10 protein-coding genes are annotated in these 13,830 nt (G+C 62.3%); 4 read left to right on the top strand and 6 right to left on the bottom strand.

Annotation, left to right across the window (positions count from 1 at the left end):
- Positions 1 to 2: 2 nt before the first annotated feature.
- Genes E6W33_RS16710 through E6W33_RS16700 form a run of 3 tightly spaced genes read right to left on the bottom strand, consistent with a single transcriptional unit; the run spans position 3 to position 7,681 of the window.
- Entirely contained in the window at positions 3 to 3,236 is a 3,234-nt protein-coding gene (locus tag E6W33_RS16710) for an efflux RND transporter permease subunit (protein ID WP_136418445.1), read from the bottom strand.
- Positions 3,233 to 6,322 carry an efflux RND transporter permease subunit gene (locus tag E6W33_RS16705; RefSeq protein WP_136418444.1) on the bottom strand — a complete coding sequence of 1,030 codons (3,090 nt, stop codon included), beginning with the start codon at positions 6,320 to 6,322 and terminating at the stop codon, positions 3,233 to 3,235. The genes E6W33_RS16710 and E6W33_RS16705 overlap by 4 nt, the downstream gene beginning before the upstream one ends.
- A 45-nt stretch (positions 6,323 to 6,367) precedes the next feature.
- Complete coding sequence (locus tag E6W33_RS16700) at positions 6,368 to 7,681, bottom strand: efflux RND transporter periplasmic adaptor subunit (RefSeq protein WP_136418443.1); 1,314 nt, start codon at positions 7,679 to 7,681, stop codon at positions 6,368 to 6,370.
- Positions 7,682 to 7,949: 268 nt separating this feature from the next.
- On the opposite strand from E6W33_RS16700, the gene htpG reads away from it, so the two are divergent.
- Complete coding sequence (gene htpG / locus E6W33_RS16695; protein WP_136418442.1) at positions 7,950 to 9,863, top strand: molecular chaperone HtpG; 1,914 nt, start codon at positions 7,950 to 7,952, stop codon at positions 9,861 to 9,863.
- Positions 9,864 to 9,916: 53 nt separating this feature from the next.
- Here the strand turns inward: htpG and E6W33_RS16690 are convergent, their stop codons facing one another.
- The 3 genes from E6W33_RS16690 to E6W33_RS16680 all read right to left on the bottom strand — a co-directional run bounded on the left by E6W33_RS16690 (position 9,917) and on the right by E6W33_RS16680 (position 11,689).
- Entirely contained in the window at positions 9,917 to 10,246 is a 330-nt protein-coding gene (locus E6W33_RS16690; RefSeq protein ID WP_136418441.1) for a DUF1330 domain-containing protein, read from the bottom strand.
- A 78-nt stretch (positions 10,247 to 10,324) separates the two neighbouring features.
- Positions 10,325 to 11,218, bottom strand: a complete 894-nt coding sequence (locus E6W33_RS16685) for an alpha/beta fold hydrolase (RefSeq protein ID WP_136418440.1) — start codon at positions 11,216 to 11,218, stop codon at positions 10,325 to 10,327.
- A 36-nt stretch (positions 11,219 to 11,254) separates the two neighbouring features.
- Positions 11,255 to 11,689, bottom strand: coding sequence for a hotdog fold domain-containing protein (locus tag E6W33_RS16680; RefSeq protein WP_136418439.1), 435 nt, complete (start codon positions 11,687 to 11,689; stop codon positions 11,255 to 11,257).
- 137 nt (positions 11,690 to 11,826) lie between these two features.
- On the opposite strand from E6W33_RS16680, the gene E6W33_RS16675 reads away from it, so the two are divergent.
- The 3 genes from E6W33_RS16675 to E6W33_RS16665 are packed head-to-tail and all read left to right on the top strand — an operon-like array spanning position 11,827 to position 13,816.
- Positions 11,827 to 12,426, top strand: coding sequence for a TetR/AcrR family transcriptional regulator (locus E6W33_RS16675; protein WP_247869672.1), 600 nt, complete (start codon positions 11,827 to 11,829; stop codon positions 12,424 to 12,426).
- 55 nt (positions 12,427 to 12,481) lie between these two features.
- Positions 12,482 to 12,955, top strand: coding sequence for a DNA-deoxyinosine glycosylase (locus E6W33_RS16670; RefSeq protein ID WP_136418520.1), 474 nt, complete (start codon positions 12,482 to 12,484; stop codon positions 12,953 to 12,955).
- Between the two features lie 33 nt (positions 12,956 to 12,988).
- Positions 12,989 to 13,816, top strand: coding sequence for an SAM-dependent methyltransferase (locus tag E6W33_RS16665; RefSeq protein WP_136418438.1), 828 nt, complete (start codon positions 12,989 to 12,991; stop codon positions 13,814 to 13,816).
- Positions 13,817 to 13,830: the final 14 nt, after the last annotated feature.

Here is a 13,830-nt window from a genome sequence, read left to right as displayed (position 1 = left end):
CTTCAAGTTGGTTCGGAGCCGGGCGACGGCTCGTTGGCGATCCGGCTCAGTTGGCGTTCGTCGGGTTTGCGGCGGCGCAGCTTGTCGAGCAGCAGATAGACGACCGGCGTGGTCAGCAGCGTCAGCACCTGGCTGGCGATCAGCCCGCCAATGATGGCGACGCCCAGAGGCCGGCGCAGTTCTGCACCTTCGCCGAATCCGATCGCCAGCGGCAGCGCGCCGAGCGCCGCCGCCAGCGTCGTCATCAGGATCGGCCGGAAGCGCAGCAGACAGGCTTCGCGCACCGCTTCGATCGAGGAGATGCCGCGCGCACGCTCAGCTTCGAGCGCGAAGTCGATGATCAGGATCGCGTTTTTCTTCACGATGCCGATCAGTAGGAATACGCCGATCAGCGCGATGATGGAAAACTCCATGTTGAACATCAGCAGCGCCAGCACTGCGCCCACGCCGGCCGACGGCAGCGTCGACAGCACGGTGATCGGATGCACCAGGCTTTCATACAGGATGCCGAGCACGATGTAGATCACGATCAGCGCAGCCGCAATCAGCATGGGCTGCTGCGATTGCGACTCCTGGAAACTGCGCGCGGTACCCTGGAAGCTGCCGCGCACATTGATCGGCACGCCGACATCCGCTTCGGCCTGCTGGATCGCCAGCTGCGCATCGCCGAGCTTGTAGCCGTCGGCGAGATTGAAGGAGATCGTCGTATCGAGTTCGGCATCCTCGTGCGTGATCGAACCGGGCGTGGCACGCTCGGAGAAGCGGGCAAACGCGGACAGCGGCACCATGGTGGACGGCGCGGTGCTGATCGCCTGTCCGCTGGATTGATCGCGCAGACCGGGATTGATCACTGGAGTCGCATTGCCGTTTGCGGCACTCACCTGCGCTGTAACGGAAGCATTGGCCTTGGAGGGCACGTAAATATCGCCGAGCGCCTGCGGACCGCGCGCATATTCCGGGGCGATCTCCATGATGACGTGATACTGGTTCAGCTCGTCATAGATGGTCGCGACCTGGCGCTGGCCGAATGCGTCGTACAAGGCATTGTCGACATCGCGCGAGTTGATGCCGAGCCGCGCCGCACTGTCGCGGTCGACATCGACGAAGCTTTCGACGCCATACTCCTCCTGGTCGGTATCGACATCGATCAGCGCCGGCTGCTGCTTCATCGCGTCGGCCAGGCGCGTCGCCCAGCGCTGCAAATCGGCCCGGTTGTCGCTCTTCAGGCTGTACTGGTAGGTGGACGTGGTCATCCGTCCGCCCATGCGCACATCCTGCACCGGATTCAGGAACAGGGTGACGCCGGTGACGCGCGCCAGTTGCGGACGCAGCCGCGCGATCACCGCCTGCCCGCTGTCCGTGCGCTCCGAGGCCGGCTTCAGATTGACGAACATGAATCCACCCCCCGTCCTTCCGCCTCCGGTGAAGCCAACCACCGTATCGACGGCGGGGTCCTTGCGAATGATGTTGACCAGTTGGCGCAGCTTGCCTTGCATCGCTTGAAAGGAAATGCTGCGGTCCGCGCGCAGGCCGCCGTTGAGCTGGCCGGTATCCTGCTGCGGGAAGAAACCCTTCGGCGCGGCAATGAACAGATACACGTTCAGCCCGATCACTGCCGCCAGGATCAGCAGGATCAGCCAGCGGTGATACAGCGCCCACTCCAGGCTGTGCGCATAACCACGATGCAGGTGACCGAAGCCGCGCTCGAAAAAGCGCGCAATCCTGCCCTGCGGTCTGTCTCCGGCATGGGGCTTGAGCAGCCACGCGCACATCATCGGCGTGGTGGTCAGCGAGATCACCATGGAAATCAATACCGCCGCCGACAGCGTCACCGCGAATTCCCGGAACAGTCGCCCGACCTGCCCGCCCATGAACAGCAAGGGAATGAAGACCGCCACCAGCGACAGGCTGATCGAGAGCACGGTGAAGCCGACCTCACGCGCGCCCAGCAGTGCCGCGCGGAAGCGGTCCATCCCGCCTTCGATGTGGCGTGCGGTGTTCTCCAGCACCACGATCGCATCGTCCACCACGAACCCGGTCGCCACCGTAAGCGCCATCAGGCTCAGGTTGTTCAGACTGAAACCCAGCAGGTACATGACGCCGAAGGTGCCGAGCAGCGATACCACCGTCGCCACTGCGGGAATGATGGTGGCGCGCGCGCTGCGCAGGAAGGCGCTGACCACCAGCACTACCAGCGCCAGCGCGATCAGCAAGGTGATTTCGATTTCCTTGAGCGAGGCGCGAACGGAGATGGTGCGGTCGGACGCAACCTGCAAGCGCACATCCGGCGGCAACTGCGCCTGCAGCGTCGGCAGCAATGCGCGCACGCTGTCCACCGTTTCGATCACGTTGGCGCCCGGCTGGCGGGTGATCAGCACGATCACCGCCGGCTGGCCGTTGAACAGGCCGAGCGTATGCGTATCCTCGACGCTGTCGATGACTTGCGCCACATCGGCCAGCCGCACCGCCGCGCCATTGCGCCAGGCCACGACCAGGCCGCGATAATCCGCGGCAGTGGGCCGGCGGCTGCCCGCGCCGGCCTGCGAATAAATCTGCAGCCGTCGCCCCTCGCCTTCTACTGAGCCCTTGGGCCGGTTGGCGGTGCTCGCCTGGATCGCCGCGCGCACGTCTTCCATGCTGATGCCGTTGCGGTTGAGCGCGAACGGCAACAGTTCCACCCGCACCGCCGGCAGCGAGCCGCCGCCGAGCTCCACATCGCCCACTCCCGGCACCTGCGCCAGCTTCTGTTGCACCAGGTTCGAAACTTCTTCATAGATCTGGCCGGGCGAGCGTGTCTGCGAAGTCAGCGCGAGGATCAGCACCGGCGCGTCGGATGGATTGATCTTGCGATAGGTCGGGTTGCTGCGCAGCGTCGCAGGCAGGTCGACGCGTGCCGCATTGATCGCGGCCTGCACTTCGCGCGCGGCGGAATCGATCTTGCGATTGAGGTCGAATTGCAGGCTGATGCGGGTCGAGCCGGTGCCGCTGCTGGACGTCATTTCATTGACGCCGGCGATGACGCCGAGCCTTCGCTCCAACGGCGTCGCGACGCTGGACGCCATGGTTTCCGGGCTGGCGCCGGGCAGCCGCGCGCTCACCGAGATGGCCGGGAACTCGACTTGCGGCAGCGGCGAGACCGGCAGCACGAAGAAGGCGGCAATGCCCGCCAGCGCGAGGCCGATGGTCAGCAGCACCGTGGCGACCGGGCGGCGGACGAAGGGCGAGGACAGGTTCACTGCGTGTCTCCGGCTGCCTCGGCGCGCGGACGCGACCAGCGGCGTCCGAGGCGGTCGAAGCCAAGGTAGATCACCGGCGTGGTGAACAGGGTGAGCATCTGGCTCACGATCAGGCCGCCGAAAATCGACAGGCCCAGCGGCCGGCGCAGCTCTGCACCGTCGCCCCAGCCGAACATCAGCGGCAAGGCGGCAAACAGCGCGGCCAGCGTTGTCATCAGGATAGGCCGGAAGCGCAGCAGCGCCGCCTGGTGAATCGCCTCGCGCGGCGACCTGCCCTCGTTGCGCTCGGCATCGATGGCGAAGTCGATCATCATGATCGCGTTCTTCTTCACAATGCCGATCAGCAGGATGATGCCGATGATGCCGATCACGCCGAGGTCATGCCCGGCAATGATGAGCGCTAGCAATGCGCCCACTCCGGCCGAGGGCAGCGTCGAGAGGATCGTGAGCGGGTGAATGTAGCTTTCATACAGCACGCCGAGCACGATGTAGACGCACACCACGGCCGCCAGGATCAGCCAGAGCTGGTTGGTCAGCGACGCCTGGTAAGCGCTGGCTGCGCCGAGGAAAGTGAGGCTGACTGAAGGCGGCAGCTTGACGTCTTTTGCAGCCTGCCGGATGGCATCGACAGCCTGGCCCAGCGATGCGCCGGATGCAGTGTCGAAGCCGATGGTGGTGGCCGGGTATTGCGCAACGTGCGTGATCTGCAAGGGAGCGCTCTGCTCGCTGATGCTGGCCACGGCATTGAGCGGCGTGGTCTTGCCGGAGCCGGTGCGCAGCGGCAGTTGGCCGAGCGAGCCTGGCGTCGCGATGTCGGGCCGCGCCTCGAGGATCACGCGGTACTGGTCGGTTTGCGTGAAGATGGTCGAGATAATGCGCTGGCCGAAGGCGCTGTAGAGCGCGTCGTCGATGGTGGCGGCCGAGATCGACAGGCGCGATGCGGTATCGCGGTCGATGTTGATATTGGCAGTCGTGCCGGTCACGCCGGCGTCGGACACCACGTTGCGCAGCTCGGCGCTTTCGCGCATGCGCTGCGCGAGCCGGCCGGCCCATTGCGTGACCGCGGCATTGTCCGCGCCTTCCATCGAGACGCGGTATTGCGTCGGCCCGGTCTCCGCATCGATCGTCAGATCCTGCGTCGGCTGCAGGTACAGCTTTAGGCCGGCGATGCGTCCGACGCGCTCGCGCAGCCTCTCCATCGTTTCCTGCTGAGGATCGCTGCGGCCGCGCTTGAGGTTGATCAGCATGCTGCCGGTATGCAGCATCGTGTTGCTGGCGGCATCGACGCCGACCAGCGAGCTGAGCGAGGCAACATCGGGGTCGTCGAGAATGGTCTTGGCTGCTTGCTGCTGGAGCTCGGACATGCGCGCGAAGGACACGTTTTCGGCGGCCTCGACCCGTGCCTGCAATTGTCCGGTGTCCTGCACGGGGAACAGGCCCTTCGGGATCAGCACATACAGCAGCACGGTGACCACCAGCGTTGCCAGCGCGACCAGCAGCGTGAGCGGCTGGTGCTCCAGCACCCATTGCAGCGCGGTGTCGTAACGATGGATGATGCGTTCGAAGGCCGCTTGCATGCGCGCGCCGAGGCCGTGACGACGGCTTTCCGGGCCGGAATACCAGCGCGCCGACATCATCGGCACCAGGGTCAGCGACACCACCGCCGAGATCAGAATGGTGATCGCCAGCGTCACCGCAAACTCGCGGAACAGCCGCCCCACCACGTCGCCCATGAAGAGCAGCGGAATCAGCACCGCGATCAGCGACACGGTCAGTGAAATGATGGTGAAGCCGATCTGCGCCGCGCCTTTGAGTGCCGCCTGCATCGGCGCTTCGCCGCGCTCCACGTAGCGCGCGATGTTCTCGATCATCACGATCGCATCGTCCACCACGAAGCCGGTCGCGATCGTCAGCGCCATCAGGCTCAGGTTGTTCAAACTGTAGCCGAGCAGGTACATCGCGCCGCAGGTGCCGATCAGCGAGATCGGTACCGCGAGGCTCGCGATCACCGTGGCGCGCAGGTCATGCAGGAAGGCGAAGATGACCAGCACCACCAGCACGACGGCGAGAATGAGCTCGATCTCCACATGCTCGACCGAGGCACGAATGCCGGCGGTACGGTCGCTCAGCACGTCGACACGCAAGGAGGCCGGCAGGCCGGCTTGCAGCTCAGGCAGGCGCGCCTTGATGGCATTCACGGTCGCAATCACGTTGGCGCCCGGCTGGCGCTGCACGTTCAGGATGATGGCCGGCTTCAGGCCCGACCACGCGGCCAGACGGACGTTTTCCGCGCTGTCGACCACTTGCGCAACGCTCGACAGCCGCACCGGTGCGCCGTTGCGGTAGGCAACGATCAGATTCTTGTAGTCATCGACGGTCAGCAGCTGGTCGTTGGCATTGATCGAGAAGGCGCGGGTTGGCCCGTCCAGGCTGCCTTTCGCGCTGTTGGCGTTGGCGGCACTGATCGCAGTGCGCAGGTTGTCGAGGCCCAGTCCGTAGGAAGCGAGCAACTGGGTATCGGCCTGGATGCGCACCGCCGGCCGCTGGCCGCCGGAGAGCGTGACGAGGCCGACGCCGGACACCTGGCTGATCTTGAGCGCGAGGCGCGTATTGACGAGGTTCTGCACTTCGGTCAGCGGCAGCGTGTCGGATGTGATCGCCAGGGTCAGCACCGGCGCATCGGCCGGGTTGACCTTGGCGTAGACCGGCGGCGCGGGCAGGTCGGCCGGCAGCAAGGAGCCGGATGCGTTGATGGCGGCCTGCACTTCCTGCTCGGCCACATCCAGCGTCTGACCCAGCCCGAATTGCAGGGTAATGATGGAAACACCGGCGGCACTGGTGGAACTCATGCGCTGCAGGCCGGCCATCTGGCCGAACTGGCGCTCCAGCGGCGCGGTCACGCTGCGGCTCATGACTTCCGGACTGCCGCCCGGATACAGTGTCTGCACCTGGATGGTCGGGAAATCGACCTGCGGCAGCGCCGACAGCGGCAGGAATTTGTAGCCGATGATGCCGGCCAGGACGATGGCCAGCATCAGCAGCGACGTGGCAACCGGCCGCAGGATAAAGGGACGGGATGGACTCATGCTGTCAATTTGTTCGGAAAGGCGCTGCGCACGGCAGGGGATCGATCATCGCGCGGCCGCTCCTGGCCGGCTGCGCGGCTCGCCGGATGCGGGCGAGGACGAATTGCCGGAGCCTGCGCGGTTTCTTCCCTGCCCTCCCTGGCGTCCGCCCCGCTCGCCGCCTGGCCGGTCGCCCGGCAGACTTACATGGGCGCCATCCTTGAGACGATCGGCGCCTTCGGTAATGACCTGCTCGCCGGCATTCAGGCCCGAGACGATCTGCACCTTGTCGCCCGCGACCGCTCCCCGCGTCACCGGGCGCTGTGCGACGGTACGCTCGGCGGAATTGAGCACGTAGACGTAATCGCCGCTGTTGCCGTGCCGCAGGGCATTGATCGGTACCAGGATCGCGCCCTCGACCTGGCGCACCAGCAGGCGCACGTTGACGAACTGGCTGGGAAACAGGCTGTGTTCGCGGTTGGCAAAGCGTGCCTTGGCCTTCACCGTCCCGGTCTGTACATCGACCTGGTTGTCCATGGCGAGGAAGCGCCCGGTTTCCAGTGCCACGCTGCGGGTGCGGTCGAGTGCCGTGACGGGCATTTTTGCATCCTCGTTGATGCGGGCACGCAATTCCCCGATGCGGTCCTGCGGCACGGCGAATTCGACATCGATCGGCTCGGTCTGGGTTATGACGACGATGCCGTTGGCGTCGCCCGGCCCGACCACGTTGCCGATGTCGACCACCCGCAAGCCGACACGACCGCTGATCGGCGCCGTCACCCTGGTATAGCCCAGGTTAAGGCGGGCGGTGCCTTCATTGGCGCGATCGCTGATGACGGTGCCTTCCAATTGCTTGACCAGCGCGGCCTGAGTCTCGACGTCCTGGCGCGCGATCGAATCCTGCCCGAGCAGCGTGCGATAGCGCTCCAGCACCAATTTCGCGTTTTCCAGCTGCGCTTCGTCGCGCTGGCGCTGCCCGCTTGCCTGCATCAGCGTCATTTCGAACTGGCGCGGGTCGATCAGCGCCAGCAGCTGGCCGGCCTTTACCATCTGCCCCTCGTGGAAGTGCACTTCTTTCAACACGCCCGACACCTGCGGACGGACGGTCGCGGTGGCGGCCGCCATGACCGTGCCCAGCGCCTCGACCGTAACCGGCAGGTCGGTCCGTTCGGCGCTTGCCACGCCCACCGTGGTCGGCGGCGGCCCGCCGCGACGTCCGCCGGATCCCGCACCGCCTTGCGCGGACGGGTGCGTGAGGTGCCATGCCAGCCAGCCCAGTGCCGCCAGTGCCAGCAGCGCAAGGAGCACGCCGATGAAGGATTTCCGCCCGGCGCGCCTGGATGGCGATCCGGCCCGGTGTTTTTCTGCTTGTGAATCCATGAAATTCCCTTAAATACGGCGGACGGACACCATGGTATCGCTGCGCCTGGAACTTGCGTATAGGCATGTGTCTGTTTCGATCCGCAAAACTTGCCTAATATTCTCGTCCTTTTGTATCCGGCACTTGTCAGCCGGTCAGAGATTTGTATCGAAATGTCCGCTTCCGATCGGCAACACGCTGAACTTGCCCGGCGGGCCTTGAAATATTTCAACCTGCCCCAATAATTGGTAAAAAATTATCGTTCCATCATCGACTTTTGAGGAAAAAATGGCTGTCACCGAAAAGCAAACCCTGGGTTTTCAGGCAGAAGTCAAGCAACTGCTGCAACTGATGATTCACTCCTTGTACTCCAACAAGGAAATTTTCCTGCGCGAATTGATCTCCAACGCGTCGGACGCCACGGACAAGCTGCGTTTCGAAGCAATGAACAACGCCAGCCTGTTTGAAAACGATCCGGACCTGAAGATCAAAGTCACCTTCGACAAGGCCGCGCGCACCATCACCATTTCCGACAACGGCATCGGCATGAGCCGCGAGGAAACCATTGAACACCTCGGCACCATCGCCAAGTCGGGCACCAAGGAATTTTTCTCGAAATTGTCCGGCGACCAGCAGAAGGACGCGGCGCTGATCGGCCAGTTCGGTGTCGGCTTCTATTCCGCCTTCATCGTGGCCGACAAGATCACGGTGGAAACCCGCCGCGCCGGCCTCACCGCCGCACAGGGCGTACGCTGGGAATCGGCCGGCGAAGGCGACTTCAGCGTCGAGCCGATCGACAAGCCGTCGCGCGGCACCGACATCACGCTGCATCTGCGCGAAGGCGAGGACGAATTCCTGTCGTCCTGGAAATTGAAATCGATCATCCGCAAGTATTCCGACCACATTTCCCTGCCCATCCTGATGCAGAAAGAGGAATGGGACGAGGAGAAGAAGGAAACCGTCATCAAGGACGAGTTCGAAACCGTCAACCAGGCCAGCGCCCTGTGGTCGCGCAGCAAATCCGACATTACGCCGGAGCAGTACGAAGAGTTCTACAAGCACGTCTCGCACGATTTCGAAGGCCCGCTCGCCTATACACACAACCGCGTCGAAGGCCGCAGCGAATACACCCAGCTGCTGTACATTCCGAAGCGCGCCCCCTTCGACCTGTGGGACCGCAACAAGCGCAGCGGCATCAAGCTGTATGTGAAGCGCGTATTCATCATGGACGACGCCGAGCAGCTGATGCCGATCTACCTGCGCTTCATCAAGGGCGTGATCGACTCGGCCGACCTGCCGCTGAACGTCTCGCGCGAGATCCTGCAGGAGTCGCGCGACATCCGCGTCATCCGCGAAGGGTCGACCAAGCGCGTGCTCGGTTTGCTGGAAGAACTGGCCAACAGCGAGGACCAGGAACAGAAGGACAAGTACACCACTTTCTGGAAGGAATTCGGCCAGGTGCTCAAGGAAGGCATCGGCGAAGACCAGGCCAACAAGGATCGCATCGCCAAGCTGCTGCGCTTCGCTTCCACGCACAACGACAGCGACGTGCAGAACGTCTCCTTCGCCGACTACATCGGCCGCATGAAGGAAGGCCAGGACAAGATCTTCTACATCACCGCCGAATCCTACGCGGCGGCGAAGAACAGTCCGCATCTCGAAATCTTCCGCAAGAAAGGCGTCGAGGTACTGCTGATGACGGATCGCGTCGACGAGTGGATGCTGTCCTTCCTGCATGAAGTGGAAGGCAAGGAACTGGTGTCGGTGGCCAAGGGCGATCTGGACCTCGGCAAGCTGGAAGACGAGGCCGAGAAGAAGCAGCACGAAGAAACCGAGAACCAGTACAAGGAACTGGTCGAAAAGATGAAGACGGCGCTGGGCGACAAGGCGAAAGACGTGCGCGTCACCTTCCGCCTGACCGATTCGCCGGCCTGCCTGGTCGCGGATGAGCATGAACTGTCCGGCAATCTGCTGCGCATGCTGAAGGCCGCGGGACAGAACGCGCCGGAGAACAAGCCTATCCTCGAAATCAATCCCGACCATCCGCTGGTGCAGCGCTTGAAGTACGAGGAAGCGAAGTTCGACGACTGGTCGCACATCCTGTTCGATCAGGCGATGCTGGCGGAAGGCGGCAATCTGAACGACCCGGCAGGGTTCGTGAAGCGCTTGAATCAGATGCTGTTGGATATGCCGGGCCGCTAAGGTCTCGCCAAGATCCCAGGGCAACGGGCTGCCGATTTCGGCAGCCCGTTTTTTCATCGCGACTCGTCGCCCATCTGCGCCAGCCGGTTGATGTCCTCCCCCTTCACCAGCGCAAATTCGCTGCTTGCTCCCGCCATACGGCTCATGCGATAGGGCCGGTACTGATCGCTCTCATAGAAGGCCATCGCTGCCTCTCTCGACGGCCATTCGATGATCAGGAAAATCTGGGGCGGCTTCCGTTGCCCCTCGATCTTCTCGGCGTTTGGCGTGCGCGCCAGATAGCGGCCACCAAAGCGCTCGACCAGCGGCGTGACGTCGTTGACATAGGCAGCAACCCAATTCCGGTCGGTGATGTCGATTTCTGCGACAGAATAGTGCTTCATGAAGTCTTCCTTCCTCCTGGGGCTCGGGCAGATCCTGCATGGCTCAGTGCACGATTCAACGCACTTTGCTACGCGCAGTCATGCCAGACGCGAGCTGCGGAAGTCCGTATGCCGTGCACGCTGCTCCAACCACTCCAGTGCCTGCTTCCACAATGTCGACTGAAACTCCTGGCGGAAGAAACCGAAGTGACCGATGCGCTTCGCCTGTATGGTTTGCGGCGCGATATGCCAACGCTCGACCGGCGCGTTGCTGTAAAAATCGTGCAGGCTGTCGATGCTGCGCCGGCTCATCATTTCATCGTCGGTAAAACTGATGGAAAGAAGCGGAACGCGAATGTTCTCGAAGCCGGCCCGAATCGGTGCGCCCTTGCCGTCGACCACGTAGTGCGGGCTCTTGCACCACCGCGCCCACTGGAAAATCACGCCCTTCGGCAGATCGCCGACCTTCTTCAGCTTCTTGCCGGGAAAATAGCCGAACAAGCGCGTGTACACCGGCACCGCGAAATACCACATGATCCACACGAAGCGCTTCAACTGCGGCGCGTTGTCGCGCCAATAGCCGCTGCCGGCGGCGACGGTGATAATGCCGTCGATCAGGTGGTTATCCGGCAGCAGGCCGGGCAACTGGCCGCCGAGCGAGTGGCCGATCACCAGCAACGGCATATCGCGCTGCCATTTCTTGGCTGCGCGCACGGCGGTGTTGTAGTCCTCGGCCCAGTCGAACAGGTCTGCCTTGAAACCGCGCAGCGAGTGTCTGAACCGCGCGGGCACCGACGCTCCGGCGCCGCGATAATCGAAGGTCAGGACGGCGAAACCCTGCTGCGCGAGAAAGCGCGCAAAGGGGAAATAGAATTCCTGCTTCACGCCCATCGCGGCCGGCAACACGATCACTGCTTTGGCCCTCCCTGGCGGCGCGAAGCGGTGAGCGGCAAGATTGAATCCATCCTTTGCGCTGAGAATGATCGGTTCCATGGTCAACTCCAAGTATGAATTAGTCAGAAACGCGACTTACTTCAGGTTCATCATGATCCGGGCCGTGAAGACATGCCGCCCGTCCGTATCATAGGCGTCGACCGGCACCTCAACATTGCCTGTCTGCTCCCAGGCCACGTTTTCCCCGTCGGCGACGACCCGCACATCGGTCTTTGCCTTGGCAAGGTATTGCACCGTCATGCCGACCGGGATCCATTGGCGACCGTCGGGAATCGATACCGTTGTCATGGTGCCCGCCGCCAGTTCGGCCGCATTGCAAAGTGCGATCGCATGCACGGTACCGAGATGGTTGTGCACCGCGCGGCGATTGGCGAAAGTAACCTCCGCAAAGCCGGGACGCAGTTCGGTAAACGTCGGATCGATGGTGGCAAAGTACGGCGCAAATTCAGTGACCGCCTTGCTGAACGCCTGATTTCCCATCTTTTGGTACATGCCTAATGTTTGATTCATGGTCGTCTCCTTTGGTTGATATGGCCAGGGGCCGGGCTTTTAGTCGATATAGCTTTACCGCACCAGTTTTCCTGGGCTAAGGTGTTCTCTTGAAACAGCTCAACTAGAACATTATTCTAGAATATAATTCTAGTCAAATGACTCTAATCGCCATGACGACAGCAAAGAAAAGCAGAAAACAGGAAATCCTGGACGCAGCGTTGAGCTGCTTTACGGAACACGGCATCGAGGCAACGACAATCGAAATGATCCGGGAGCGCTCGCAAGCCAGCGTCGGCAGCATGTATCACCACTTCGGCAGCAAGGAAAGTATTGCCGCCGCACTCTATGTCGACGCGCTGGCCAGCCACGCTGAATACCAGCAGCGCCTGATGGCATCGGCGAAAAACGTGGAAGGCGGCGTCAAAGCCATCGCCTATGCCTACATCGACTGGGTTTCATCCCATCCGGAGAAGGCGCGCTTTGTGCTGTACAACCGGGGCGTATTGGCCAAGAGCGAGATGGCAGCCGAACTGGAAGCGCGCACCCGCAGCCATATATCAAATGTGCTGCGCTGGTTCCAGCCGCATATCGAGAGCGGCGGGCTGAAAAAGCTGCCGATGGAATGTTATGGATCAATCATCATCGGCCCGGCGCATGACTATGCGCGCCTATGGTTGTCGGGACGAGCCAAGACGGACATCAAGGCCTACCGCGAAATTTTTGCGGACGCGGCATGGAATGCACTGAAGCCTTAGAGCGCCGGCAGGATTTGTGCAGCAGTAAAATGCCTGCATGACCGTACCATCCGCCTTGCTCGCCGGCTTCCCGCCGGTACTCGACCGCTCCACCCGCATCCTGATCCTCGGCAGTTTTCCCGGCGAGGCCTCGCTGGCGGCGCAACAGTACTACGCCCATCCGCGTAACCAGTTCTGGCGCCTGTTATCGGCCGTGCTCGGCGAGGAACTCGTGAGCTTGCCTTATCCGCAACGGCTGCAGCGACTCCTCGCGCATCGCATCGGCCTGTGGGACGTGATTGCCGCCTGCGAACGCGAAGGCAGCCTCGATACCGCCATTCGCCGCGCGCAAGCCAATGACTTCGTCATGTTGAAACAGCAATGTCCTGCGCTGGAAAGGGTTTGCTTCAACGGCAAGACCTCAGGCAGGTACGAGGTCCAATTCGCGGCAGCCGGCTTCGAAACACGATTGCTGCCCTCCTCCTCGCCGGCCAATGCACAGCTGTCCTTCGAACAGAAACTGGCGCTTTGGAGCAACATCATTCTGTAGAATGACGGAAACTCGCTGTCACCCTTCTTCCCCATGCTGATCAAACGAAAGTCCATCGAAGCGCAATCCAACCGCAAAGACGGTCCGCGCGCAGGTTCGACAACCAAAGCCGCCCCCAAGCCGCGCAAGCCCAAATTCGCCCCCATCACGCTGTCCGAAGAAAACGGCGTGGTCTATCTGCACTTCGGCAACGAATGGGTGCAGGGCGCAATGCGCATCCGCAAGCCCGACTGGATCGAGCTGGAATACGCCCAGCAAATGATGGCGTGGATGCTGTTCATCCGGGAACCGCAGCATATCGTCCAGCTCGGCCTCGGCACGGGTGCATTGACCAAGTTCTGCTACCGCCAGTTTCCGCAAGCGCAAGTCACCGCGGTCGAGCTGAATCCGGCGGTGATCATTGCCTGCCATTCCATGTTCCGCCTGCCCCTCGACGACGAGCGCCTGTCGACCATCGAAATGGACGCGATGGATTTCGTGGTGGATGAAGCCAATCACGGCAAGATCGATGTCATTCAGGCCGACCTGTATGACGCCACGGTAAAGGGCCCGGTACTGGATACCGCGGAGTTCTACCAGGCTTGCGAAGCCTGCCTGACGCCGGAAGGCATCATGACCGTCAACCTGTTCGGCGACCATCCTAGCTATGGGAAAAACCTGAAGGCAATGCGCTTTGCCTTCGACGAGGTGATGTGCCTGCCTCCCGTGCATGAAGGCAATGTGGTCGCCATCGGTTTCAAAAAGGCGCCGAAACTTGACTTTCCGGCACTTTACGAACGGGCCGCCGAGATCACCGACGCCACACGATTGCCCACAAAATCCTGGGTAAATGGCCTTAAGGCCTGGCAATTGGTACGATAGGAAAATATTTCCAG

Origin of the sequence: Herbaspirillum sp. ST 5-3, assembly GCF_004804275.1 — a bacterium.
GTDB lineage: Bacteria > Pseudomonadota > Gammaproteobacteria > Burkholderiales > Burkholderiaceae_D > Noviherbaspirillum.
This window is presented reverse-complemented; position numbering and strand designations above follow the sequence as displayed.

Coding starts and splice junctions, on each gene's coding strand:
- E6W33_RS16685 (WP_136418440.1), bottom strand. CDS start 11,218: ATGGAACCGATCATTCTCAGCGCAAAGGATGGATTCAATCTTGCCGCT.
- E6W33_RS16675 (WP_247869672.1), top strand. CDS start 11,827: ATGACTCTAATCGCCATGACGACAGCAAAGAAAAGCAGAAAACAGGAA.
- E6W33_RS16665 (WP_136418438.1), top strand. CDS start 12,989: ATGCTGATCAAACGAAAGTCCATCGAAGCGCAATCCAACCGCAAAGAC.
- E6W33_RS16705 (WP_136418444.1), bottom strand. CDS start 6,322: ATGAGTCCATCCCGTCCCTTTATCCTGCGGCCGGTTGCCACGTCGCTG.
- htpG (WP_136418442.1), top strand. CDS start 7,950: ATGGCTGTCACCGAAAAGCAAACCCTGGGTTTTCAGGCAGAAGTCAAG.
- E6W33_RS16680 (WP_136418439.1), bottom strand. CDS start 11,689: ATGAATCAAACATTAGGCATGTACCAAAAGATGGGAAATCAGGCGTTC.
- E6W33_RS16700 (WP_136418443.1), bottom strand. CDS start 7,681: ATGGATTCACAAGCAGAAAAACACCGGGCCGGATCGCCATCCAGGCGC.
- E6W33_RS16690 (WP_136418441.1), bottom strand. CDS start 10,246: ATGAAGCACTATTCTGTCGCAGAAATCGACATCACCGACCGGAATTGG.